General features: G+C 54.5%; 14 protein-coding genes. 10 read left to right on the forward strand and 4 right to left on the reverse strand.

Translation table 11 applies throughout. The features are described from left to right. Positions 1 to 15: 15 nt before the first annotated feature. Positions 16 to 2,298, forward strand: coding sequence for an NADH:ubiquinone reductase (Na(+)-transporting) subunit F (gene nqrF / locus AC5S3R_RS14150; protein ID WP_494267729.1), 2,283 nt, complete (start codon positions 16 to 18; stop codon positions 2,296 to 2,298). Between the two features lie 144 nt (positions 2,299 to 2,442). Here the strand turns inward: nqrF and AC5S3R_RS14155 are convergent, their stop codons facing one another. Further along, a complete protein-coding gene (locus AC5S3R_RS14155; RefSeq protein ID WP_494267730.1) occupies positions 2,443 to 3,249 on the reverse strand; it encodes a hypothetical protein in 807 nt (268 codons plus the stop codon). Positions 3,250 to 3,394: 145 nt separating this feature from the next. Between AC5S3R_RS14155 and AC5S3R_RS14160 the strand changes: the two genes are divergently transcribed. The 3 genes from AC5S3R_RS14160 to AC5S3R_RS14170 all read left to right on the forward strand — a co-directional run bounded on the left by AC5S3R_RS14160 (position 3,395) and on the right by AC5S3R_RS14170 (position 9,847). Next, complete coding sequence (locus tag AC5S3R_RS14160) at positions 3,395 to 6,277, forward strand: glycosyl hydrolase (protein WP_494267731.1); 2,883 nt, start codon at positions 3,395 to 3,397, stop codon at positions 6,275 to 6,277. 140 nt (positions 6,278 to 6,417) lie between these two features. Continuing rightward, positions 6,418 to 8,139, forward strand: coding sequence for a phospholipase C (locus AC5S3R_RS14165; RefSeq protein ID WP_494267732.1), 1,722 nt, complete (start codon positions 6,418 to 6,420; stop codon positions 8,137 to 8,139). Positions 8,140 to 8,233: 94 nt separating this feature from the next. Next, positions 8,234 to 9,847 (forward strand): multicopper oxidase family protein, encoded by a 1,614-nt coding sequence (locus tag AC5S3R_RS14170; protein ID WP_494267733.1) that lies wholly within the window; start codon positions 8,234 to 8,236, stop codon positions 9,845 to 9,847. Positions 9,848 to 9,936: 89 nt separating this feature from the next. On the opposite strand, the gene AC5S3R_RS14175 is transcribed toward AC5S3R_RS14170, so the two are convergent. Further along, on the reverse strand, positions 9,937 to 13,287 hold the full coding sequence (locus AC5S3R_RS14175; protein ID WP_494267734.1) for a TonB-dependent receptor: 3,351 nt from the start codon (positions 13,285 to 13,287) through the stop codon (positions 9,937 to 9,939). 100 nt (positions 13,288 to 13,387) lie between these two features. Continuing rightward, entirely contained in the window at positions 13,388 to 14,653 is a 1,266-nt protein-coding gene (locus AC5S3R_RS14180; protein WP_494267735.1) for a ComEC/Rec2 family competence protein, read from the reverse strand. A gap of 298 nt (positions 14,654 to 14,951) precedes the next feature. On the opposite strand from AC5S3R_RS14180, the gene AC5S3R_RS14185 reads away from it, so the two are divergent. Further along, positions 14,952 to 16,268, forward strand: a complete 1,317-nt coding sequence (locus tag AC5S3R_RS14185; RefSeq protein ID WP_494267736.1) for a winged helix-turn-helix domain-containing protein — start codon at positions 14,952 to 14,954, stop codon at positions 16,266 to 16,268. 111 nt (positions 16,269 to 16,379) lie between these two features. On the opposite strand, the gene AC5S3R_RS14190 is transcribed toward AC5S3R_RS14185, so the two are convergent. Beyond that, positions 16,380 to 17,162 (reverse strand): hypothetical protein, encoded by a 783-nt coding sequence (locus AC5S3R_RS14190; RefSeq protein WP_494267737.1) that lies wholly within the window; start codon positions 17,160 to 17,162, stop codon positions 16,380 to 16,382. Between the two features lie 832 nt (positions 17,163 to 17,994). Between AC5S3R_RS14190 and AC5S3R_RS14195 the strand changes: the two genes are divergently transcribed. From AC5S3R_RS14195 to AC5S3R_RS14215, 5 genes are all read left to right on the forward strand, one after another. After that, positions 17,995 to 19,359, forward strand: a complete 1,365-nt coding sequence (locus AC5S3R_RS14195; protein WP_494267738.1) for an acetamidase/formamidase family protein — start codon at positions 17,995 to 17,997, stop codon at positions 19,357 to 19,359. Positions 19,360 to 19,601: 242 nt separating this feature from the next. Continuing rightward, positions 19,602 to 23,162 (forward strand): TonB-dependent receptor, encoded by a 3,561-nt coding sequence (locus AC5S3R_RS14200; protein WP_494267739.1) that lies wholly within the window; start codon positions 19,602 to 19,604, stop codon positions 23,160 to 23,162. Positions 23,163 to 23,266: 104 nt separating this feature from the next. Next, positions 23,267 to 24,292 (forward strand): acetamidase/formamidase family protein, encoded by a 1,026-nt coding sequence (locus AC5S3R_RS14205; RefSeq protein ID WP_494267740.1) that lies wholly within the window; start codon positions 23,267 to 23,269, stop codon positions 24,290 to 24,292. A gap of 78 nt (positions 24,293 to 24,370) precedes the next feature. Then, positions 24,371 to 25,468, forward strand: a complete 1,098-nt coding sequence (locus AC5S3R_RS14210) for a PAS domain-containing sensor histidine kinase (protein WP_494267741.1) — start codon at positions 24,371 to 24,373, stop codon at positions 25,466 to 25,468. Next, the gene (locus AC5S3R_RS14215) at positions 25,461 to 26,123 is read left to right on the forward strand and encodes a response regulator (RefSeq protein WP_494267743.1); all 663 of its coding nucleotides are present in this window, start codon (positions 25,461 to 25,463) and stop codon (positions 26,121 to 26,123) included. Before AC5S3R_RS14210 ends, AC5S3R_RS14215 begins: the two co-directional genes overlap by 8 nt. Positions 26,124 to 26,193: the final 70 nt, after the last annotated feature.

Here is a 26,193-nt window from a genome sequence, read left to right on the forward strand (position 1 = left end):
GGAACAGAGATGGTCATGGAATTCACTGCTGACGCCAAGGCTTATCCACCAATTGAGCGTGACTACAGTTTGATTGGTGCCAACGCATCACTGGCGGTTCAACGGGGCTTGGCCGAGGCCGACTGGTATCAGTCCCCTGTCCCGCGGGAGGAGATGCGCAAGCTTCTGACGCGTGCAGACGGACCTGCGGTTCGCGACACCATCCTGTGGTTCGCGCTTATCCTTTTTAGCGGATACCTCTCTTGTCGGTTATGGGGAACATGGTGGTTCCTCTTGCCATATTTCATATACAGCGTGCTATACGCTACGACGTCAGACTCGCGCTGGCATGAATCCGGTCACGGAACCGCATTCCGCACCGATTGGATGAATGATGCCTTGTATGAACTTTCATCTTTCATGGTGATGCGCGAAGCTGTGGTCTGGAGATGGAGTCACACACGTCACCATAGCGATACCATCATCGTCGGCCGCGATCCGGAGATTGCTGCACCAAGGCCAACCAACGTTAAAAAATTCATCCTTTCGTTCTTCGGGCTCCAGACCTATCCGAAATATTTTCGCGATGTTTTTCGGCATGCATTTGGGCGCATGACAGCCGAAGAGAAGACATTTGTTCCAGCGACGGAGTTCTCGAAGATATACATCCGAGCGCGTATCTACCTTGCACTCTACGTTGCCGTCATCATGTGCGCCATTGTCAGTCAATCCTGGCTGCCGCTCATGTTAGTGGGCTTCGTAAACCTGTTTGGCACCTGGCTTATGGTGGTTTATGGCTTCACGCAGCATGCCGGACTTGCAGAGAATGTTCTCGACCATCGGCTTAACTGTCGCACGGTCTACATGAATCCCGTAAACAGATATCTCTACTGGAACATGAACTATCACGTGGAACATCACATGTTTCCACTTGTTCCCTATCACGCATTGCCGAGACTTCATGAATTGGTCAAGGCGGACTGCGCTCCGCCTTATCGCGGTTTAGCGCACGCATGGTCTGAAATCATCCCAGCAATATCGAGGCAGATTAAGGACCCTGGATATCATGTGAAGCGAGTGCTCCCGCAAACCGATTCCTTGAAGAAGCCTTCCCGTTTTGCAGGAAAACAAGAGGCAGACCCTGAAGGATGGCTGATCGCATCCAATTCGCAGTCATTAGGAAAAGCGGATGCCTTGCGGGTGGACTACGGGCAGCGTACCTTCGCCATCTACAGGGATGAGGCTGGGGCGTTATATGCCACCGATGGAATCTGCACTCATGGAAATACTCATTTGTCCGAAGGTTTGGTCAAAGGAGGGATCATCGAGTGCCCAAAGCACAATGGGCGTTTCCATCTTGCAGATGGATCGCCTGCTCGGCCTCCGATCTGCCGCGCCCTGGCTACTTATCCGGTGGAAGAGCGTAATGGCGTAATCAGCATCAATGTGGCCAAGCCTGGTGGTGCCGGTGCCCGCCAACCACACGCACATGCGTTTCGGGTTCTTAGCAATGACAACGTCGCGACATTCATTAAAGAGCTTGTTGTGGAGTCAGCGCAGCCCGATGCCCGCATGGAATTTGAGCCTGGGGACTATCTTCAGTTAGACATTCCTGCCTACCAGGAAGTCCGATTCCGTGATTTTGAAATTCAAGAGCCATACGCCGCGGTATGGCGGCAACAGCATGTCTTTGACCACGTGGCGCGAAATCCAGAGTCAGGCAGGCGCAATAATTATTCCCTGGCAAGCAATCAGGCGTCGGAAAGGATATTGCGTTTCAATGTGCGCATTGCGACACCACCGCCGGGACAGCAGTGTGATCCCGGAGTGGGTTCGAGTTACCTCTTCAGCCTGAAGCCGGGGGACATCCTCACAGGGATCGGGCCATTTGGAGACTTCCACATCAAGCCGACACAGCGAGAGATGGTCTACATTGGCGGCGGTGCTGGAATGGCTCCGCTGCGAGCACATCTTACCCATCTACTGGAAACAGAGCGAACTCAGCGCAAAATAAGCTTCTGGTATGGAGCACGTTCGAGACAGGAATTGTTCTACGAGGATTTTTTTCATGCACTCGCTGAGAAGAACAAGAACTTCCAGTTTCATGCCGCTCTCTCATCGCCGCTCCCTGGGGACAATTGGGATGGATATGAAGGCTTCATCCATGAAGTCGTTCTCCGTAACTACCTCATGACGCATGCGCATCCCAAGGCGATCGAATATTATCTGTGCGGCCCGCCGATGATGATCCACGCCACACGGCGCATGCTGACGGATCTTGATATATCCAGCAACCATATCTTTTTTGATGAATTTTAGGAAGCCGCAGAGTCAAGTATCCAGTTACTCATTCCCTTACAAATTGCAGGCATTCCGGGGCTTAATAGTACGCTCAATTGGAGAGACATTCGTGAGGAACAGATTGCTCAACAGAACGGCTCACCGCACACAGAGACAGACATCTCAAAACATAGCGGCAAGAAAGCATTCTTCTGCCACACACCGCAACAGGAACGCGTCCTGCCATCTGTCTCCCTCTTCTCTGCCTCCAAACGCGCGAGCATATTCATATGTGGTCCCCAGCAACTCAGGAACAAACCATATATCCCCTGCTGCGTGCTTTTTCAGCCGCTCGAAGGACCGGGACCACAAGTCTCGGAAAGGCTGCAAATGGGGATCGCTTGCATCACCATTGAGAGCGACCTGCATGCAGCAACGATCTCCTACCCTGCCGTGGAGAAATGAAATCCGATCCATCACAGGCGCAAGCCGTTCGAGCTGCTTTTCCCAATCGAGAGCGGCCATCTCCAACCCGGTAAACCAGTGCGAAAAATCCGCATTGATCCGCAGGGTTGGATGCCTCTCGAGCAGCTGCAGGGTACGCCAAATATCTTGCGTCATGGAAGCGCGGTGGGTTTCGATCAATATTGGGAGGGCAAAGCGCGAAGATGCCTCTTCGATTGTTGCAATGAGCGCGTCAGCTTCATCATCACTTTCAAACCCTTCACCCGCGATGCAGGTTGCCAGCAGAGCTCCCTCTTCTGACCAGTGCTTCGCAAAAGGTGCGGCACTCTCCCGATCTCGAATCACTCCGTTGCCGAGCAGCACGAGCCCATGGCTTCTACATGGTTCGCCATCGCCTCCTTGCACAGCTTCAAATCCAGCAGCTGCGACAGCCGCGTAGTAGCTATCCTCGGAGGCCTTCCAGCCTGAAGAGGAACTCGGAAGATCAATGAAACCATCTCTCGCAATACCATGTCGCAAACGCATCTCTTCCCTACTTCCAAGTGGATCATGCACCTTCAGATCTCGTTGAGTGTAAAAGAAGTGTGATCGATCCCATCACGATCATGCCATTCGCATAAGCTGAAGGAATGACCAAAAATGTTGTGGAACCATATTAAGGAGATATCCCATGCTTCGTCGAGAATTCATCCGTCTCGCTACATTCACGTCCGGTTCCATTGCATTCGCGGGGCATGCCGAGTCTCAGCCAGCACTATACGCGGATGAATTGGGAGGAACAAAAAGCTCTCTATTGGGGACGGAAGATAGCGAGCTGTTCCAGATATTTGCCAATCCCGCGAATGCCTATCATCCGATGGTTCGGTGGTGGTGGAATGGCGACCGTGTCACCGTAGCTGAATTACTTCGCGAGCTGGACGTAATGAAGGGTGCTTCCATTGGCGGCGTGGAAATCAATCCAATCCGTTTCCCTGATGATGCGCCGCCTCTCGACACAAAGGCGCTCACCTGGATGAGTGACGAATGGATTGAAGCCTTCGAGGCCGTACTTACGGGCACGAAAGAGCGCGGCATGGTTTGTGACATGATCGTCGGATCAGGCTGGCCGTATGGTGCGGAATCCCTGACGCGCGAAGACCAGACCCAGATGATGGCACTCGGAACCAGAGACGTGCAGGGCCCCGGAAAGGTACACCTCGCAACCGCAGAGTTGCTTGCTGAAGTGCATCCTCAATTGGTTTCCCCATACAAAGATTCGTTAAAGGAACTTGTTTCCGTCTTTCTTGTTCCTTACGAGCTATCGGATGCTGGCCAGGCAACCTCCATTCCAATCGGCGAGAAGAGTGATGCGATTGAGATAGATGTTCCAGCAGGACGCCATGTTGTCTATTTCCTCGTCAAGCTCACGGGGTATATGGCAGTCATCAACGGCGCTCCGGGAGCAAGTGGTCCGGTTCTGAATCACTATGACGCCGCGGCTGTGTCACGCTATCTGAATCGAATCTCAGATCGGCTTATAGAAAAAGTCGGCCCTCTCCAGGGACGCCTGCGCGCATTCTTTACGGACAGCATTGAGCTGGAAGGAGCAAACTGGTGCCATGATATGCCGCAGCAGTTTAAGGAACGTCGCGGCTACGACCTTGCACCCTATCTTCCCTTCGTTCTATTCAAGGTAGGCGCAATGGGAAGCGCCGTAGCAACAGCTTATGGCGCGCACTTCTCAGACGACTTTAAGGACAAGACAGAGCGAGTCCGATACGATTTTGAAATAACGAAGCGAGAGCTTTTCACCGAACGCTTCGTGGCAACGTTCGTTGCCTGGTGCCGCAAAATCGGCGTGAAGTCCCGCATGCAGGCATACGGGATGGAGTGCGACCCGATAGCTACGGGCATGCTTCTCGACATTCCGGAGTGTGAAACCTGGATTCACACGGAAGCAATTGAGTCGTTTGGAACCGGCTCATATACGAAGGGCCGTAGCTACTCCATGAGCAACAAGTTCGTTTCGTCTGCTGCGCACCTGGCCGGGAAGCAACTCATCAGTTGCGAAGAGATGACCAACACCGATGATCCCTTCCATGCGACACTCGAACGCATCAAGGTAGCCGGCGATCAAAGCATCCTGTCTGGAGTCACGCAATCTGTTCTTCACGGCTTCAATTACAGCCCTCTTGCAGTGCCGTTTCCGGGCTGGGTGCGCTATGGAACATACTTCAGCGAACGGAACACATGGTGGCCATACTTCCATCTGTGGACGATGTATAAGGCCAGATTATCTGCTTTATTTCAGCAGGCGGAGATGCAGGCAGACATTGCCATTCTTCCGCCCGAGGCGGACCTGGCAGCTCACCATGGATTTCAGCGAGACCCTTTTCCGCAAATCGCCTATCCCGACTACATGTTCAAGCTCTGGGAAGCGGTGCATCAAAACGGAAGTGGCTGTGACTACCTATCCGAACAGATTATCTCGAAGGCCACAGTCAGCAACGGCCGAATCCGTTTCAACACTCGCTCTTACAAAGCCATCCTTCTGGCAAAGGTCGATTCCATCTCGGTAACAACTGCCGAAAAGCTGCGCGACTTTGTTCGTGGCGGAGGAGTTGCGATCTTCCTGGATACAATTCCCCATCTCTCGGACGGTCTTGCAAATGCAGATTCCGACAGCAAGCGCGTACATGACATCATTGCAGAAATGCGAAACCAGTTCCCCGCGCGTACGCCACAGGTTTCGGTCGATCAAGCTAACATGGCTGGCTGGTATCAGCAACTGCAGCAAAAATTCGCGCTTACTCCCGATGTGCGTATCAGCGAACCGCGAGACTTCGTGAGCCAGATCCACTATCGCCACGGCGAGCACGACATCTATTTCTTCTCACACTATGGACCGGAAGCTCGCCACAGCTTCACGGCTACATTCCCTGAGCGCGCAAAGACCGCCTGGCTCTGGAATCCCGAGACTGGAACACGGACCCGCCTCGAAAGTAGTCTTCTGGACGGCTCCCTGACCATTTCCCTGGGTCCTTCCGAGTCACAACTCCTCGTGTTTGAACCCATCGCGAAGAAGATAGTGGCTTCCGTTCCACCAGCATCTCATCCACACAAAGAAAAAGCTTCGGCCACAACGCAGGCGCTTGACGGACCGTGGGAGATTCGCCTTCAGCACGTTGACGGAACAGACAAAACCATCACGCTTCCACACCTGATCGACTTCGAGAGTCGGGACGACCTTAAGTCCTTCGCCGGAATCATTACCTATTCCACCACCTTTGACGTAAGTACAGATTCTCCAACTGAAATTCAACTCGGACGTGTTCGTTCTATATCCGAAGTAAGCCTAAACGGTAGTGATCTTGGCACTCGCTGGTACGGTGAGCACACCTACCCAGTCATGCAAGCCGTCCGGCCCGGCGGAAATAAGCTCGTGGTCCGGATCATTACCACTCTTGGCGATTACATGAAGAGTCTGAAGGAAAATCAAACCGCGCAAGACTGGACAGCTCGTACTCCCAGTTATCCTTTAGGACTTGTCGAGAGTCCGAAGCTTAGCTTTTGACAACGAAGGCGTCGCTGCGAATGGCAGCGGCGCCTTCGTTCGCAGAAACTTCCCTTCCTTTCATCTGTTCGTAATGGCTTTGCTGTAGCGTACGCAATCGTCCCCCTAATTTGCTTCTGGGCCCCCGTTCAGGAGAAAGTATGAGATCTCGGTTCTGCGGACTTGCTCTCGCGGCAGTGCTACCTTTCACAACACTCGGATATGGCGAAAACCCGAACGGGCATTCTTCGCATTCCGGCAATCGCACGGCTACTCCCATTCAGCACATCGTTATTATTTACGGCGAAAATATCTCTTTTGATCACTACTTCGGAACCTATCCCAATGCGGCGAACCTTGCCGGTGAGCGGCCTTTCTGGGCGGCACCGGGAACGCCTAAGGTGAATGGCTTCACCCGCGCCCTGTTGCTGCATAACCCGAACCTGAATCCTGAAAATGGCGATGGGGCGACGAATCCGTTCCGCCTCAGCCGCAAGCAGGCATCGACCAACGACCAGGACAATGACTACACGCCAGAGCAGCAGGCGTTTGACGGCGGCAAACTGGATCTTTTTCCTGAATTTACCGGCGCCGGCGGCAATGCTTTGGGCAATACTGTCTCCAACGCCCCGACGCCGTTTAATACCAATGGCCTTGCGCTGGCGTATTTTGACGGCAATACCGTAACAGCACTTTGGAATTACGCTCAGCATTACGCGATGAGCGATAACTATTTTGAAACCACCTTTGGCGATTCCACGCTTGGGGCTATCAACCTTATCTCCGGCCAGACAAACGGCATTGTTGACCTCGTCAATCAGGATGATGAAGAGATTGATGGCGGGCATGGCTCGCTCACGCTGATTGGGGAACCTGATCCGCTTGGCGATGTTTGCTCCGATCCGACGGAGGCGCAGGCTCGCCTGGGCGGCAAGAATATTGGCGACCTTCTCAATGATGCCGGCGTTTCCTGGGGCTGGTTTTCAGGCGGCTTTGATCTCTCGGTTGTGAACTCCAATGGAAGCACGGACTGTAATCGGAGCAGCTCATCCAAAGTTACCGGCGTGATGGACGACAACGACTACAGCCCGCATCGCGAGCCTTTCCAGTACTACACTTCCACAGCCAACCTCTCGCATGAGAAGCGAACGTCGATTGCCATGATTGGCAAGCAGGGTGATGCTGCCAATCATCAATATGACCTGCATGATTTTTATGATGCTGTGCGAGCTGGAAACTTCCCTGCTGTCAGCTTTTTGAAAGCGCCGACGATTCTTACCGGACACTCGGGGGAATCCGATCCGCTGGATGAGCAGACGTTCATCGTTCGCGTACTGAACTTCCTTGAGCAGTCACCGGAGTGGGAGAACACGGCGGTCATCCTCACATATGATGACTCCGATGGCTGGTACGACCACCAGGCAAGCCCTATTGTTAACTCTTCCAAGGGTGCTGCGGACTTCCTGAACGGCAACGGGGTCTGCGGAAACGGCAAGAAGATTCTTCCGGGCATCGACAAGAGCAATCCTCATGCGATGGGACGCTGCGGCTATGGTCCGCGCTTGCCGCTGCTGGTTGTTTCTCCGTGGGCAAAGCGCAACTACGTTGACCACAACCTGACCGACCAGACATCCGTCATTCACTTCATTGAGGACAACTGGCTGCATGGGGAGCGCATTGGAGGCGGCTCCTTCGATGCTCTTTCCGGCAGCATTGAGGGCATGTTTGACTTCCGCTGCTCACGTCCGCAGAATGACGAACGCCTCCTGCTTGATCCTGAGTCCGGTGAAATTCGCTATACCGGCTGGCAGAGAAACCGCTTTGACAACTCCTGGCCTTTTGCTGACCAGAGAGGATATGTCAATCCGCGGAAGAGACACTAAACCGATGGACACATCGCATAAGCGGGAGGTTCGCATCTCCCGCTTATGTCTTTCTTAAATCACCTGCCTTTCCTTTCTGGTTCTCTCCATGTCTATGAATCGAAGAGCATTTTTTGGCCGCGCCCTGGCGGGATTTGGCCTATGGCATACAAGCCTTTCCGCGCAAGAGATGCCGCATGCGAAGAACTCGCACAAGGGAAGTTTCCGGATTCCTCTCGTTCTCTCGCCTTCCAATCTGACTGCCTTTGTTGACCGGCTGCCTATTCCAGAGATTGCGAAGCCTGTTGGGTTCGCTGCTAGTCCTGACAATGCAGAGGCCCACCTGCCGCTCTATCGGGTTGCAATGGAAGAGCATGAAGTCAAGGTGCATCGCGATGTAAAGCCGACCAGGATGTGGTGCTATGGCGGAGCGTTTCCCGGGCCGACCTTTGAGACGCGCAGCGGCGAAGGGCTCCTGGTGGACTGGAAGAACAGTCTGCCGACAAAACACTTTCTGCCTATAGACAAAAGCCTTCATGGTGCGGAGGCTGATAAGCCGGAGGTACGTACGGTGGTACATCTTCACGGAGCTATGGCGCCGCCGGAGAGCGACGGGTATCCCGAAGACTGGTTTGTCTCCGGAAAGACAGCTCGCTACTACTATCCGAATCGGCAAGATGCGGCGATGCTCTGGTATCACGATCACACCATGGGCATTGAACGGTTGAATGTCTATGCGGGCATGCTGGGCGCGTTTTTTGTTCGCGATGCAGTGGAGGATGCACTGAATCTGCCGCGTGGTGAGTATGAGATTCCGCTCGTTCTGGTTGACCGCATGATTGACCACGAAGGGCAGCTTTATTACCCCGCATCTGAGAATGAAAGCGGCCCATGGATACCGGAGTTCTTCGGCAATCTATTTTTGGTGAATGGAAAGTTTCTCCCGTACTGCGAGGTTGCTCCGCGTGCCTATCGGTTCCGCATACTCAACGCTTCCAATGCGCGCTTTTTTCGGCTCTCATTGCCAGATGGTCCGAGTATCTATCAAATTGGAACGGACCAGGGGTTGTTGCCTAATCCGGTTGCGGTGAAACGGCTTTCTATTGCGCCCGGAGAACGGGCTGACATCTTGATTGACTTCTCGTCCCATGCAAGCAGCGAAATTGTGCTGAGGAATGATGTGCTTCCCCTGATGCAGTTCAGGGTTTCATCGTCCGCGAAAGCAAGCGCCTATACGATGCCTGCTGTTTTGCGTCCGATGCCGCAGCTTGAAGAAGCAGAGGCTGTCAATACTCGCGTGCTTACGCTGAATGAATACATGGACCCATACGGTCATCCTGTGATGATGCTGCTCAATGGCCAGCGCTGGCACATGCCTGTGACGGAAAAGCCTGTTTTGAATACGACGGAAATCTGGAGCTTTGTGAATCTCACAACAGAGGTTCATCCGATTCATTTACATCAGGCACGGGTTCGGATTCTCGACCGCCAGGGATTCGATGCGCCGGAATATATGCACTCCGGCAACATTCGCTATAACGGCCCCAGGCTGCAGCCTGAAGCGAACGAAGCAGGATGGAAGGACACAATTCGTGCGAATGGTCACTCTGTAACGCGCATCATCGTGAAATTTGAAGGCTACGCGGGACGATACCTATGGCACTGCCATATTCTTGAGCACTCCGCGAAAGAGATGATGCGTCCATTTGAGATTCTTGCGCCTTCTTAGCGGCATTTTGGACAACATACTTTGTTGTATGAAAAACGCGGCAGGCCTATGCACGGCCTACCGCGTTTGCGACTTCAAGAGGGAGAAAGCTAAAAACTCAATCTGCCTGAGACGCGAAGAACGCGGTTGTCCGCAATTCCTCCAGCGGTGGATGTGATGTGTCCAAAGCTGCTTGAGGACACGCTGTTAGCGGGATTGGCGAATGCAGGTGTATTCGTCACGTTAAAGGCTTCTCCCTTGATCTCAAACTTGAAACGTTCTGTGAAATCAAATGCGCGGGAAAGCCCCATATCGAGATCCGCACCTCCGGGCCCCCGCAACTCGTTGCGGCTTGCCGTGCCAAAGCGCGCTTCCGTAACAGGGGAAAAGGCGGATGTATCGAACCAGGTTGCATTCTTACCTATTCCGCCGGAGACGGCGACTTTGCTTTTGATCTGGTCAGCGACCTGCGTGTTGTTGGGAGCGTTCAGCGAGGTTGTGGACGCGGTGGGAGTAAAAGGCAGCCCTGTGTAGGCCGCAATCAGCGCATTGATCTTCCATCCACCCAAAATCTGATTTGCGATTCCCGGCTGATTAAGCCATGCGTGATTTTTGCCAAAGGGAAGCTCAGCCGTGAGACCGGCATCGAAGACATGACGGCGATCGAAGTCGCTGACTGCGCGATCCCGGTATTGGTACGCAACTGCATTGAAGAGCGGAGTGCTGTCGTCATCGGTGTTTTCATCGATGGACTTGCTCCATGTATAGGCAATTGTCATCAGCACGCCGTGGCTGAAAGGATGCTTCAGGCTTGCCTGCAGGGCATCGTAATGCGTCGTTCCCCAAGGTGTAATGACCTGTGTTTCCGCATTGCGGCCGAAGGCTACATAGAGCGGCTGTCCGGCCGCGCCTAGTCCCGGCGTTTGTCCGGCGTTTGCTTCGAGATAGGCAATCTGACGGATTCCCTGCGTGCCGACATAGCTGAGAGCAAAGTTGAAACCAGCCGGCAGCAACTGCTCCACTGTGGCATTCCATGACTCGATGTAGCCTCGATTGAATGTGCCTGGCGCCAGTGTCTTGGTGTATGCGGTCAGGGGCAATACAGCCGTGCCGCCGCTGATGACTGGGGCCACGGTATCGTAACCGGGAATGCCGGTTACGAAATTGCCCGCACTCTGGTATGAGTTGTTGGCGTTGACTGTTTGCGCAATGGTTATGGGATAGGGATCGCGCATGGCACGGCTAAAAGGATAGGGATCAAAGCTGATGCCGTAGCCACCGCGGAAGACTGTTTTGTCCGTCCAGCGATAGGCCACGCCGAAGCGGGGCGCGAACTCAAGCTTACCTGATGTTGTGCCACTATCCTCACCAAGAATGACCTTGTCTGTCGCCATGTCATAACGCCCGATGCCGAGGCCGTTGTCGCGCGTCATGATGGGATAAAACTCCCAGCGCAGGCCATAGGTCAGTGTCAGCTTGCGCGTGACCTGCCATTGATCCTGACCATAGAGGCCCCACTGCCATTCGTGGCCGATCATCGGATTCTCAAATTGATAACTTCTGCCGAGCGAGTCCGGCAAACCAAGCAGGAACTGGGCAAAAGCGTTGGCATAGTTTGAAGATGCACCGCCTTTAAGGGCCGTAACACCGCCGGTAAAGCTGAAGCCTCCTACCGGGCCGAAGGCGCGCTGTGGCTGATATTGATTCAGCCGGTTGTTGAGTGCCTGCACGCCAAAGCGAACAGTGTGCCTGTCATGGTTCCACGTCATGTTGCCAACATAGGTAAAGGTGAAGTCGTGCTTGATCTCCGGATTCCAGTCATCCGCGTGACCAAAGGTTTCCAGGCCGGTTACGGCAAAGGATGGCAGGCCTTTCAAGTATGGATCTTTGCCGTACGATCCATCATTGGCATCGCTTCCTACGCCAGGAATGCCAAGCTGGTCTCCTAGATCAGAGCCGTAGTCGTTTTCGAGAATAGAGGCATCGTTGCGGCCAAGACCGAAGTTAACGTCGAGGAGCAGAGTGGGCGAGAAGATATGCGTGTATCCCAGGCCGCCAATTTTGACATGCGACTGGCTGTATCCAGAGCCACCGCCGGAGATGAGTCCCGTGCCACCACCTGTTCCAAGCGAACTTGGCGCTTTTACGTCGGCGATAAGATAGCTGAATTTTCCAAAGAACGAAGATTTGGGGTTGATCTGCCAGGAGACCTTTTCATCAAACGCGAAGCGGTCCAGGCTGTCGATACCGGAGGAGGAATAGTTGTTGGAAGTACCGGAGAGATTGGCATGGGGAATGAGCGCAAGCACCTTCAACGCTGCGGGGCTGATTCCCGATTCAAGGGCATTTCTACCATCCACGTTTTCACTGGCAAAGCTCGCGCGTCCGCTGCCGTCGGAGTTGCCTGTGGTGGGATCGTAAATGGTTGCGAGCCCCGTAAAGTCTCCGGCGCGCATGGCGTCTGTAGGCAGCGTGGTGATGTAGGTGTAAAGCTGGCGCTGGGACATGCCTTCAAATCCGGAGAAGAAGAAGAGGCGGTTGCGAAGAATGGGTCCGCCGATATTCGCGCCAAACTGGTTCTGAATATTCTCTGGCGGCGCATCCCCGGCATAAGAGTAGTAGGTCTTGTTGTAGAAGTAGTTCCGAGCAGCCATCGCGGAGTTTGTATGCTGCTCCCAGAAAGTGCCGTGGAAATTGTTTGTCCCTGACTTGGTCAGCACGGAGATTGCCGCGCCGCCCGCCAGCCCCTGCTCCGCGGTAAAGCTGTTCGTAACGATGTCCACCGACTGGATGTCTTCCGTGGGCGGATTGTAGAGCGTGTGATGAGGCAGATAAATCTGCTGGATGGCGGCACCATCCACGGAAGTGATATTGCTGGTGCGCGAAGCGCCGTTGATATTGGTAGTCAGTGAGCGCGAGGGCGTATCCATCACGGCATTCTGATAGCGGGACGGCGTCGCTCCTGGCGTCAGGTTGATAAGGCTTTGATAATTGCTGTAGCCGCCGATGGGCAGGTTGCTCAGCTCTTTTGTTGAAAGCTCACCATGAATAACGCCGCTATCCGTCTGCAACTGCGCGGATGAAGCGTTGACTTCAACGGATTGATTGACGGCGTTGAGGGAAAGAGCCTCATCGGCGCGAACAATCAGGTTGGCTCCAACGGTGATGCCGGTAACCTTGAGGGCTGCGAAGCCATTTGCACTGATCTCAAGCGAGTATGTTCCCGGAGCAAGATCATGCAAGGCATAGTTGCCAGAGTTATCCGTGACCTGTTGTATGCGGTTTCCAGTGGCCGCATTGATGGCTGCAACCGATGCGCCTGACAATGCTTTTCCATCCGGATCAGTTACGGCGCCAACCAGCGTTCCATAAAGCACCTGCGCAAAGGTTCGCGTGCTGGCTGGAACGATAAGCAAAAACAGCAGATATACGGACGTTCGTAGAACGTGATTCCACTTCATTTTTGGTCTCCCTGAAATGGTTATCGGGTTGTAGGGAATGCACATCCGGATGAACGGACAACGCGGAGCCGGATTGCGCTTCTGCACAGAACTGTGGCTTTTACCTGCAGCTATAAGGGCCGAAGGTTGCGAGAACCCGGTCCTGCTCGTCCGCGTTGTCGAGAATGACGATGCGGTAAGACTGTCCTCCGGGCGCGACGCGAACAACGATATGGCCGTTTGTGCTCTTGAAGTCGGCCACGCGCCGGTTGGCAACCCTGTTTTCTTCCTTCATGGCTGTCGAAAAAATATCGCGCGGCGCCGGATAGAGCGTGGTGCTCAGCATGTTGCCAAGACTGTTGACGGTGGGATGCGCCGAATCCCAGGCCAGTATGAGGAAGACCTGCGGGTGCAATGCACGAACCATCGCCGGCCCATCCGCATCCGCGTAACCGTGATGGTTGACTACAGCAACCTCGACAGGCCCTGCGGCCTGCGCCACTGCAGCTTCAATGTTGCGCCATGGCTCGTTGCCGTACTCGTCACTGCCACTCAGGTCGCCGCCGGTGTAGTAGTCGAACTGGCCATAGCTGATTCGCATGGCCAGCGAACACATGTTTTCCGAGGGATAGTCTTCCGGCTTGAGAGCGGCAATATCCGGAAACTGATGTCGCGTTGTGCTTCCAACGCCGGTCCACACTTCGCCATTGGCTGCAAGGTTGCGAACAGAAAAGTCCGGGTATGAATCAGGCTTACGCAACAGGCTGATCTGTTTATTCGACCCTACCTGGATGCGCTGCGCCGAGGCTCCACGCTTCACTTGCTCGCGGATAAAACGGATGTAATTCTGCTGATGCGGATCGTTGAGGGGCTGCGGATAGTCGTAGCTGGAGTAGTTGCGATCAATGAAGCGGCGGATCGGAACAATCTCCGCCACATCGGAGACGCCGGTAAGGCGGTAGTCACCATGATTGGAACGAGGCAGCTCCGGCGTGTACTCTCCCATGTGGTCAGAATGGAAGTGTGTAAGAACGAAGTAATCAATCTCCTCGCGGCCAGCTTCTTTCAGGTGGCGCTGCGCGTAACGCCCCAGCCACTCGCCGGGTCGGCGGGTGCCATCCGGTTTCGGAGCAATGGTGTATTCCAGCGACGAATAAATAGCGCCGGCATCCACCATCATGGACGTACCATCGGGATATAGAAACAGGGTCGAGTTGCCGCGTCCGGTTGAAATATGGTGAATGTCGAGCATGCCCGGCTGCCATGGTTCGTAGGTCGAGGAAGCTAGGGCAGAAGCAAAGCTAAGAGTGGGCTCGATGGCCAATGCGGCTGCCGCAAGGCCGCTGCTACGGAGAAAAAGGCGACGGGTAAGCTGAGGCACAATCATGTCCAGCGGATGTCTCCTGGTCAATATAAGAAGCCGTTCTCACGAACTGCCTGCCGGCTTCTCTTTTCAATTTCCCGAGGAGAGTCTGATCTGGCAATGCACTGCGCCTCGCCGGGAGGTAAATTCCGCGTAACCAGCTAAGGCTTTTTCTATCTTTTAGTTAAGCTCACATCGCGGAGCCCTTTTACATACTTTTCATGCTTTCGTCTTACACTCGGTTGCAGGCGTTCCTGTCAGCAACCCAACAAAATCGGCGCAAGCCGTTTCTATATACGGTTTCTGTATCTTCCTATTGCATATGAGCGAGACTGCTACATCCTGTTCCAGTGTCCGGTTTGGAGTCTTTGAAGCGGATTTCAAAAGCCGCGAACTCAGGCGCTCGGGCCTCCTCGTCCGACTGCAGGACCAGCCCTTTCGCGTCCTGATGCTGTTGCTGGAGTCGCCCGGCGAACTGGTCAGCCGGGAAGAACTGCAACGCAAGGTCTGGGGAGCGGATGCGGAGATTGATCCCGACCACAGCTTGAAGACGGCAATCAATAAGGTTCGCGAGGCGCTCAAAGACTCCGCCGATAACCCTCGCTTTATTGAGACTTTGCCAAGGCGGGGATATCGCTTTATTGCGCCAGTGACCGTACTTGCAGAGAAAGCAGAGGTCACCGAAGAGGCTGCTCTGGCTTCTCCACAATTGCCTCCGCCGATTGTTCCCGAAGTACCTGTGCTGCAACCCGCTGTGACGCGTGAACCAGAACACAAGGCTAAGCCTCAGACACGTTCGCACCAGAGGCGGTTCCTAACATATTTCCTCGTTTGCCTGGGTGTACTGGGAGCGGTCGCCAGCCTTAGCTATCTCTTCAGGCCGCCGGAGCCAACGGCGGATATTCTCTGGTCCACATTGTTTCAGCCGCAGGATACGACGTACGTTGTCCCAGGCGATGCTGGAATGAAGCTGTACACCAATGTGGCCCATCGCATTGTTTCCGTATCGGAATACGCTACGCGCTCTTACCTTGCTACACCGCCCGGAAATGTTACTCCGGATGGAAATCCAGCCAGCGGCACAATGGCGCAACGCAGATATACGACGATGTCGGATGTGAAGCTGATTACGGCCTTGCTCCGCTTGCCTCATCGATACTCGGACCGCATGCAGATATGTTTTGCGCGGGAGTTCAGCCTGAACTACCTCAAAACTGGCAATGCCATCCTGATTGGCGCTCCTGAAGCCAACCCCTGGGTGCAGGTGTTTGATAGCAAGGTTGATTTCACCGTCGTGTTTGGCCAGAACTACACCATTCTGAACCGGAAACCGGCAGCGAACGAGCCGCGAACCTATTCGGCAGTTGAGAGCAGCGGCACTCGGCAGTCTTACGCAATCCTGTCTCTCACCTCCAATCCGGGAGAGACAGGGCATGTTCTTTTAATCGAAGGCTCCACGATGGACGAGATAGAAGGGGCGATTGATTTTCTTTTGAACCCGGAGCAGATGTCCCCGGTGCTGGCCGCAGCAAAAGGAAAGGATGGGCAATTGCGTTCCTTCGATCTACTGTTGCAAACGACCTCCTATAACGTTGGAAGCTCAGAAGCTAAAATCTCCTCGCTACATATTCATCCTTGAGTGCTTCGCAACTCCTTATTTTGGAAGTTGCCACTAATTCCGATGGTCACTTTCTGCCGATGAAGATTACCAGCAGAAAGGGACCATCATACTTTTATGCGTATCCTTTTGCTATCGCGTGTTAAGGAGCAGATTGAAGCTGTGCTGCACGCCGTTGCTGGTGGCAGTAACGGTGAGTGTGTAGGAATGGCTTCCACTGCTACTGCCGCAGCCGCTGATGACTCCGAGACCGAGGCATAGGATGAGCAACGCAAGAAGCCGTGCCGCTTTAAGATGACGGCGCGCACGCCACAGGCCAAGCAGCGGCAGAAAGAGCACAGCAAGGGTCAAGCCTCGACTGTTACGAAACAAAGCAGAGGCTGAAGAAGATACGACTGTTAGCTGCACAGGGCCGCCTGCTGAACCTGCCGCGAAACTAGCCGGGCTGAAAGTGGCTGTGCTTCCGGTCGGGAGTCCCGTAGCTGTGAATGAGACGGGGGCCGGGAAGGTTGCGGAATTGGGCGTCACGGTAAAGCTGAATGTTCCGGAGCCATTCGTGAGCGTCCCTGTGCCGCTCGACGGAGGTGTGACGGTGAAGTCCTGCACACTGGAAGTGAGCAAAACGTTAGCAGTGCTGGAGCCGCCGAGGAAGTCGTCGTCGCCGCTATAGCTAGCGGATATGGAATAGCTTGCAGCGGCATTCAGCGTGAAGGTGAAGTACAGCGTTTGCGTCTCGTTCAGCCCCACTGGGAGAGAAGGAAAGTCCACTCCACGCGGCATCATCTCTTTCACGCCGCTGTTGTTAAAATCCGCGACATAAACATTGCTGTTTGCATCCACCGCTACACCACCAAGCGCGCCAAAGCCGCCGCCAAGCGTGACTACGCAACTGGCGTCGTTAGCGCGCTGATGCAACTGGTTGGAATCACCTCAACCGCACTGGGCCCGGTGTTCGTAACGTAGACGTTGCCGCCCTGATCCAATCCCCCCCCGATGGCTGGTTGAAACCGCCGCCAAGCGTAATCACACAACTGGAATCATTCATGCCGTTGATACAACTGAGCGGGATTTCCTTTACCTGACTGTTCGCGTAATCCGCAACATAGCCATTGCCTGCGGCGTCTATCGCCAGACTTGAAGGATTAGCAAAGCCTCCGCCCAGCGTCTGGATTGCGTAGCCAAAGACTGCCGTCTATGCCTACACGCTGCCTGTCGCGAGTGCAACGGAGCAAGCGAGAATTACGCAATACCGGAGACGTGCAAAGAGCATTGGAACAACGCGTACGCAAGGAGAAAGACCACTGGATTTCGACATTCGCAACAACCTTCCCGCAGGAGATGGAGCATCGCAACACTCCGCGCTGACTTCTGCGGAAAACAAGGATGCTCGGAAACAGGTTTGTCTCCATCTTGAAAGAAGGAAGCAATGGATTGGCTCTCGCATGAAAATATGTCAGGGCTTTGATTCTTAAACAGGAATCGCGCTTCCGTAAGAGCCAATTTGGGAGCACGCGATAGGTGCTGTTATGCCCACAAGAGGCCCGCTATCCGGTGCTCCCCTCTTCAGCAAGCACATGGGCGAATTGGAACCTCCGCAGTTTCACGGATATTCAGGCGGCGCGTCTGCATGGTACAAATCTGGACACACCTGCGTTCGTTTTCTGGATTCAAGCAGCTTTGGCAAAGGCGGCACGGTTGAAGTGTCTTCCAGGGAAATGGTGAAGATTGCTTTTGGAGGATTGCAACAATGCGAGCATGTTGGATGCGCGTGGCGGTAGTTGTGACAAGCATAGCGCTTGGTCTGGGCGTGGCCCGGGCAGAAGAAGTTGCCGGCAAGTGGGTTGCCGAAGTTACCGGGCCGATGATTATGGAGCCTGCGTATGCGCACGTTCTGCTGCAAGGAAGCGGCGATGCTGTAACCGGCACATGGGGTCCGAATATCTTGAAGGGCTCCGTGAAAGGAACAGAGCTTTCGCTGACGGTGACGGACGCGCAGGGAAACTCCGCTGGCTCCCTGACAGGCACCATCAAGGGCAAGGATGAGATTGACGGAGAAGGAAAGCTGAACGGGCTTGGGCGTCGCTATCCTGGGCGTGTTTCTCCTCCGCAAGATGTGAGCTTCAAGCTGATACGCGCTTTGCCGCTTCCAGCCAAACCTCGCGAGATTACTTACGACCATCCGAGCTTTCAGAACTACTACTATGCTGGTAACAAGCCGGGCCTGCACATCTTTCCCGGCGATATTGTTCACACATGGTCTGCCGACTCCGGCGGCGTGGATATGAACGGCAAGCGTGTAGCCCTTGGCGGCAATGCGAACATTGGTCCCATCTATGTGGAAGGCGCACTGCCGGGCGACACGCTTGTCGTTCACCTCATCAAGATTGAGCCGAACCGCAAGACCGCGCGCCAGGGAAGCCGCATTCAGCAGTTTGGCGTGCTGCCGGCTTACAACCTGGCCGCGCATTACGACCCGCGCTTCAACGGCGAGTACACGCTGGACAATGCGAGCGGTACGGCGCATCTAAGCGAGCCGACTCCGGCGCTCAAGAATTTCAAACTGCAGATGAAGCCCATGCTGGGATGCATCTCTGTTGCGCCTCCCGGCTTTGAGGCATTCACCGGGCCTCACCTCGGCGTCTATGGCGGCAACCTGGATTACAACGGAACAGTATCCGGAACGACGATGCTGTTTTCCGTCTTCCATCCCGGCGCGTTGTTTGGCTTTGGCGATGGCCACGCTGCGATGGCCGACGGAGAGGTGACGCAGACCGGCCTTGAGGTTTCCATGGACGTTACGTTTTCCGTGGATGTGATTGAAGGCTATCAATCAGGCGGCGTGCGGGAAGAAGATGATGACTACCTCATCTCGTTTGGCGTTGCAGGCTCGCTTCAGGAAGCGCTGAAGACCTCGACGGCACAACTCGCCACGTGGCTCAAGCACGACTACAACTTGAGCGACAGCGAGGTTGCACTGCTGCTGGGCGCTGTGATGAAGATTGAAGTCACGGAACTGGTAGATCCGGAATTCAATGTCGTAACCAAGGTTCCCAAGAGCTACATGGCAATGATTCAGAAGCAGCCGCCTGCTACGGCATCGGAATTAAAGTAGCTTTGCTCGCAGCGCGGACTGGTCTAATAGCCGTCCGCGCTGCCTCTGTGTGCATATATCAGCCATCATTCCTGTAGTCCTTACGCAATCCTCATCTATATTTATGCCGCCTACATCCCACCCGGAAAATAATTAAGTAGAACTACGTAGAGGCAAACAAGCGCTCGCAGTAATTTTGCGAATTTTAATCGTGCGGAAATTAACGCATAGTGAAAACACCCCATTTCAACGAGGTGCTCACTATGAGAAGGAAACTCTTCCTCTCCGTTCGTTGCAGAGCTATCTTTGCCTTCATCTGTTTTCCGTTGATGACTTCTGCACTGTATGGCCAAACATCTACTTCTGGCGCGATCCGCGGCACTGTCACGGACTCGCAAGGCAATGTGCTTGTAGGGGCAACTGTCACAGTGACATCCCCTGCTACCGCACAAACAAAAACCGTACTCACCGATAAAGCCGGCCAATACACCGTTGGCCTGTTGCCGCCGGAAGTATACAAAGTAACGATTACGGCCTCCGGGTTCAAGACATTCGAAGAGCCGCCCATCACCGTGGTAGTCACGGAAACAGAGCGCGCCGATGCGAAGCTCGTCGTTGGCAGCGCGGGAGAGACAGTTGAGGTATCAGCCGCTCCGCCTGCCCTGCAGGTGGAAAACGCGACCATGGGCACCGTTGTGGATGGCGGCGTAATTCGCGAGCTTCCGCTCACCAGCAGAAACTACACGCAGGTGCTCACCATGTCCACGGGCATCACGGGCGACCTGAACAACGCTGCAACACTCGGCAAAGGCACGCCTGACGTTTATGTAAACGGCGCCAGCAGCATCTCGAACAACTTCCACATGGACGGCGCGGACATCAACAACTTTGGTTCCGGCCGAGCGGGCGATTTTGTTCAGCAGGCCGGCATCCCGGTGCCAAGCCCTGACGCGCTGCAGGAATTCAAGATTCAGACAACTAACTACGATGCCGGCTTTGGCCGCGATGCAGGCGCAAACGTTGATGTGGTAACAAAGACGGGCACCAACCAGATTCACGGCGCGGTCTGGGAATTCTTCCGCAACGACGCGCTGAATGCAAACGACACATTCGTGAAGCTTGTAGGCAGACCACGTCCCGCGATGAAGCAGAACCAGTTCGGCGGAGTGCTTGGCGGCCCTATCATCAAGGACAGGTTCTTCATCTTTGGAACCTATCAGGGAACGCGGCAAGTCAACGGCATGAGCGCCGGTTCGCTGCAGACAGTGCCGCTCTTCCCGCTCACCAATGACCGCAGCGCCTCTGCCATCGGGGCCATCGCCTGCCCCAATGGAGCAGGCTCCTCATCCACCGCGGCGCACTACTGGCATCCATATAACGGCGGGCAGTACAGCACGACGCCCGGTCAGGAAGAAGTTGCCTGCGACGGCTCCAACATCAACCCCGTGGCCATTAATCTGCTCAATCAGAAGCTTGCCGACGGCACCTACCTGATTCCCACGCCGCAGCGCTATGCAGTCGATTCGCATGGCAACCCCATCGGCCAATCCACCTTCAGCATTCCGGCCACCTATAACGAAGACCAGTACATGGTGAATGCGGACTACATCCTGTCGCACAAGCACACCTTGTCAGAGCGCTTCTTCTATGCCAACTATCCCGAAAACCAGCCGCTGGGTACAGCGGGCAATCCTCCGGGAAATGGTGTTGCGACCAAGTTCAACAACGACGTGGCGATTCTGAAACTGACCTCTGCCATGAGCTCCAACTTTCTGAATGAAGGCTTGGTAGCTTTTATTCGCAGCGGCGGCCACCTGCAAACGCAGTCGATTCTTACCTACGACCAAATCGGAATGACCGCGCCCAGCGACCCGTCCTATCCGCTTATCCCAATCATGTCCGTAACGGGCTACTTCAGCCTCGGCGGCGGCGGTAATGATGAGTCCATGTCCGTCGTCAACACCTTTGAAATTGCGGACCAGATTTCATGGGTGCTTGGCAAGCAGAGCATTCGCGCCGGTTTTCTTGGCGAAAAGAATCAGTTTGATTTCGACGACCCTGAACAGAAGCGCGGCAGCCTTGGCTTTTCAACACTGCAGGACTTCCTGCTCGGCATGAGCTCGGCACAGAATCACTCGGGATACAGCAACCTGAACTCCGTCGGCAGCCAACAGGGCAACTACTACAAGGGCTATCGCGGCACGGATATGGCCATGTTCCTGCAGGATGACATCAAGCTTCTGCCAAACCTGACGCTGAATGCAGGCCTGCGCTGGGAGCTGGATAGCGGCGTGAGCTTTGCACATGGCGAAGAGAGCAGCTACTGGCCCTCGCTCGTCACTCGCTTTGCACCCGTCCCAACAGGCGGAAGCTACCAGGGCTTTATCGTGCCTAACAACTTCCGGCTTTCCACTCCGGATGGAGTAACAAAGATTGGCAGCCGCAGCTTGCAGAGCAATGATTTGCCCTTGCATAACTTTGGCCCGCGCCTCGGATTTGCATGGCAGCCATTTGGAGCCAGCACTTCCACAGTGGTTCGCGGCGGTTACGGCATCTTCTACACGCTGCCAAATGCTAACTCCGTTCTGCAGACGCTAGGCGGCCAACCGTTTGTCAGCAAGGCCAGCTTGAGCAATGCCAATGACCAAACCTCAACCTTCGCAACGCCATTCACAGTTACGCTGACTCCGGGAGCATGGACACCGCTTCTGCCGACGGGCGCGCCGCAATCGGTAACTGCTGTTGCCGAGCATAGCGATGTGCCGATGGTGCAGCAGTACAACCTTGAAGTTGAGCATCAACTCCCCGCCAAGCTTGTAGCCGAACTTGGATACGTAGGCACACGCGGCACTCGCCTTGCGGAAAGCCGTGGCATCAACCGCGCATGGCTGGCAAGCCCGCAAAACCCAATCAACGGTGTAACTACCAACTCAACCACTTCCGCTAACTTGCAAGCCCGTGTTCCTTACCAAGGGTTCTCGCCCACTGGGGTGTCTTTGATTGAGACCTACGGCTTCTCCATGTACCACAGCATGCAGGCCACACTGCGGCGCCAGGTCAGCCATGGTCTTTACATTCAGGGCGCATACACCTGGAGCAAAGCCATGACGACCGTGACGGGCGGCGACGGCACCAACGGCGTCTTCTCCGGCGGCAGCGGCAACAGCAATGATCCGCTTGACCGTTATGCGCGCTGGGGACTCGCAGGTTATGACCGGCCTCATCGCTTTGTGATTGCTTACGTCTACAACCTTCCGAGCCTGAAGTCAGGGCACATGCTGGCACGCGGAGTTACTAATGGCTGGAAACTGAACGGCTCGTCCACATTCCAGTCCGGCAAACCGATGACCTTTACTGACTCCACCAACGGCACCGCTTATGGCGTCTCCAGCTACGCTCGCGCGCAGTTCATCCAAGGTAAGGGAAACAACGACATCATCTCCAAGAATGCAGGCTCCATGCTGCACCGCGTTCAAACCAACACGTACCTCAACCCTGCATCTTCCGTCTTCCAGACCGCTGCTGCTGTTCCATACAGTGTGCTGAATAACGGCGCAGCCGCTACCGATTTTGGCGACAGCTCAATTGGCGCGGCGCGCGGCCCCGGCAATGACAACTGGGACTTTGCCATTGTGAAATCAACCCACGTTCCCGGGCTTGGCGAGAGCGCCAATGTCGATTTCCGCACGGAGTTCTTCAACATGTGGAATCATCCCGAATACTCGAATCCCTCAACCTCAGCCAGTTCTGTCAGCTATGGTCAAATCACCAGCTCGGCAGGCTCACCACGACTGATTCAGTTCGCGCTCAAGCTGTCCTTCTAAGCGCAACTGAAGTTTGCAATACATGCGGCGGCTTAATCGGATATAGATTTCGCCGCCGCATCCCTCGCAAAGTTGTACAAGCTGGATTTTGTCAGGAGAGTGGAATGAAGAAGCGGATGTTTGTAGCAGCGCTAAGCGCAATAGCCACGCTACATGGGCTCGCGCAGCAGCCCTACGTTGTGAAAGCGACATCGAAGACCGTGAGCTGGGGATACTATGGCAGCATGCACCCAGCCTTAACGGTACATAGCGGGGATACGGTTGTGATGCAAACACTCTCAACCTGCGGGCCGACGGACAGGCTCGTTGCGCGAGGCGTCAAGCCTGAAGATATTCCCGCATACAACGAAGAAATCTACAAGAATTATCCAGCAGATGAAAAAGGCCCCGGAGGCCACATCCTTACCGGCCCGGTTGCCATTGCGGAAGCAGAGCCGGGAGATGTGCTGGAAGTGCAAATCCTCAAGGTGGACATCGACACTCCATTTGCCTGCAATGGCTTTGGGTTGCATCGCGGATTTCTTCCTATGGAATTTCCTTACAGCCGCAACAAAATCATCCCTCTGGATCTCAACAAGATGGTCGCGCACTTCGCACCCGGTATCGACATTCCGCTGCATCCTTTCTTTGGAAGCATGGGCGTAGCCGGCGCGCAGGGCAAGGTTGGCAGCACGGAGCCGTTCGCGCACGCCGGCAACATGGACAACAAGGAGCTTGTTGCAGGCACTACGCTCTATATTCCGGTAGCCGCTAAAGGCGCAATGTTTGAAGCTGGAGATGGTCACGCAGGCCAGGGCAACGGCGAAGTGGATATCACGGCACTCGAAACATTTCTCACAGGCACATTCAAGTTCATTGTGCACAAAAACAAAAACATGCTCTGGCCCCGCGCCGAAACGCCTACGCACTACATCACCATGGGCTTCAGCCCGGACTTGAAAGAAGCTACGGAGCACGCGGTTCGCGAGATGATTGACTTCTTAGTAGAAGAGAAGCACATGACACGCGATGACGCCTACATGCTTACCAGCGTGGCAGTAGATGTAGACATAACGGAACTCGTGGATGGCAATGTAGGAGTCCATGCCATGTGCCCGAAGAACATCTTCGCGAGTTCAGGAACGAAATAGCGATATTTTCCTTCTGCCTTCACGGCACAGGCAGAAGGAAGAAATTGCTCGTACAAGAGGTATCCGACCGAGGTAGACATGAGAGAGCAGGAGTTTTATAAGACTCAGGCCATGCACTTCTCATCTCGAATGAGTGCAGCCACATCCGAGACCTACCTGCGCGCGCTGATTGAAAATTGTCCGATTGCGATCGTCGCGCTCGACTCTCAACACCGCTTTACGCTATGCAACCCGGCATTTGAGCGGCTCTTCCAGTACCAACCGAAAGAGCTGGCAGCAGCCGATCTTGATTTTCTAATCGCCAGCCCCGAGCAACTGGAAGAAGCGGCGCAACTAAGCCAAACTGTGCTGGTGGGAAACAACGTTCACATGGTCACGCAGCGTCGCCGGCGTGACGGCATGCTCATTGATGTGGAGATCTACGGCATCCCTTTGATTGTCGAGGGAAAGCTCGAAGGTGTTTACGGACTCTATCAGGACATTACCGAGCGCAATAATGCGAAGACAGAATTTCAGCATATGGTGACTCAGCTTGAGAATCTGCAGCAGCAGGAACGACGCCGGATTGCTCGTGACCTGCATGATTCCACCTCGCAGGAACTGGCGGTTTTGAATTGGAATCTTGCAAGGCTGCGCGATTTGATAGGTGACTCAAATGATGATCTCAAGAACCTGATTGAAGAGACGAAAGAAATAGCGTATCGATGCTCTGCCTGCATTCGCAGCACATCCTACCTGCTGCATCCTCCACTGCTGGGAGAGGCAGGTTTGCGACTGGCGCTGCCTTGGCTGGCCGAAGGATTTGAAGAGCGCAGCGGAATACGAGTAGACCTCAAAATGAGTGAAAACCTCGGCAGATACCAGGACGAAATAGAAATTGCCATCTATCGCATCGTACAGGAGGCGCTTGCAAATGTACTGCGCCACTCCGGAAGCGCTACAGCAAAGATCACGCTGCAGCTCAGGCAAGGCTGGCTCAAGCTTGCAATCAGCGACCGGGGAAAAGGCCTTGCGCCTGAAGCTCTCTCACGCGCGCGCAGCAGCAACAGCGGTGTTGGAATTGGCGGCATGAGAGAGCGCGTCGAGCAGCTTGGCGGTCTCTTAACAATTGATTGCAACAACAAAGGCACAACAGTGAAGGCAACCATTCCCTCGGAGATAACTTTGCATGGCTAAAGCGTTACGGATACTGATTGCAGACGACCATGAGTTGATTCGCAGAGGAGTACGCGCACTGCTATCAAGCCGCGATGATTGGGAAATTGTCTTTGAAGCTCAAAACGGCGTTGAGGCAGTAAACAAAACGGAAGAGCTACGCCCTGATGTTGTGATCCTCGACTTCTCTATGCCTGAGTTGAACGGACCCGGAGCGGCACTGCAGATATTGAAAAAGTTTCCGGACACATGCATAGTCATGCTGACCATGCATGATTCCGAGCAGATAATCCGCGACATGTTAAGAGTCGGCGTGCGTGGCATCGTGCTGAAGAGTGATGCGGACCGCGACCTGCTCGCCGCAGTAGAGGCTGTTGCAGACAAGCGTCATTTTTTTACTGCGCGAGTAACAGAGATGGTGCTGGGAGGCTACCTGACGAGCCGCACGTCTTCATTGAAAGCAATGAGCGCGCCAGTCCAGCTCACCGTGCGTGAGCGCGAAGTGATGAAGCTGTTGGCGAACGGCAAGACCAGCAAAGAAGTAGCGGTGGAACTTAATATCAGCATCCGAACCGTTGAATCACATCGAATCAACATCAATCGCAAGCTGGGATTTCATTCCATTGCCGACCTTGTACGTTATGCCATTCGCCATGGGTTTGTAGCGCATGCGTGAGGCACCTCTGCAAGTTTCCTGAATTCAATTCGCACGACAAAGCAATTCTCACTTTTACAGCCGCACAGCA

Source organism: Occallatibacter sp. FHG110214_02 (assembly GCF_059115385.1).

Bases quoted from the DNA above. Each gene is read 5' to 3' on its own strand.
- nqrF (WP_494267729.1), top strand. From the start codon at position 16: ATGGAATTCACTGCTGACGCCAAGGCTTATCCACCAATTGAGCGTGAC.
- AC5S3R_RS14155 (WP_494267730.1), bottom strand. From the start codon at position 3,249: ATGCGTTTGCGACATGGTATTGCGAGAGATGGTTTCATTGATCTTCCG.
- AC5S3R_RS14160 (WP_494267731.1), top strand. From the start codon at position 3,395: ATGCTTCGTCGAGAATTCATCCGTCTCGCTACATTCACGTCCGGTTCC.
- AC5S3R_RS14165 (WP_494267732.1), top strand. From the start codon at position 6,418: ATGAGATCTCGGTTCTGCGGACTTGCTCTCGCGGCAGTGCTACCTTTC.
- AC5S3R_RS14170 (WP_494267733.1), top strand. From the start codon at position 8,234: ATGAATCGAAGAGCATTTTTTGGCCGCGCCCTGGCGGGATTTGGCCTA.
- AC5S3R_RS14175 (WP_494267734.1), bottom strand. From the start codon at position 13,287: ATGAAGTGGAATCACGTTCTACGAACGTCCGTATATCTGCTGTTTTTG.
- AC5S3R_RS14180 (WP_494267735.1), bottom strand. From the start codon at position 14,653: ATGATTGTGCCTCAGCTTACCCGTCGCCTTTTTCTCCGTAGCAGCGGC.
- AC5S3R_RS14185 (WP_494267736.1), top strand. From the start codon at position 14,952: ATGAGCGAGACTGCTACATCCTGTTCCAGTGTCCGGTTTGGAGTCTTT.
- AC5S3R_RS14195 (WP_494267738.1), top strand. From the start codon at position 17,995: ATGCGAGCATGTTGGATGCGCGTGGCGGTAGTTGTGACAAGCATAGCG.
- AC5S3R_RS14200 (WP_494267739.1), top strand. From the start codon at position 19,602: ATGAGAAGGAAACTCTTCCTCTCCGTTCGTTGCAGAGCTATCTTTGCC.
- AC5S3R_RS14205 (WP_494267740.1), top strand. From the start codon at position 23,267: ATGAAGAAGCGGATGTTTGTAGCAGCGCTAAGCGCAATAGCCACGCTA.
- AC5S3R_RS14210 (WP_494267741.1), top strand. From the start codon at position 24,371: ATGAGAGAGCAGGAGTTTTATAAGACTCAGGCCATGCACTTCTCATCT.
- AC5S3R_RS14215 (WP_494267743.1), top strand. From the start codon at position 25,461: ATGGCTAAAGCGTTACGGATACTGATTGCAGACGACCATGAGTTGATT.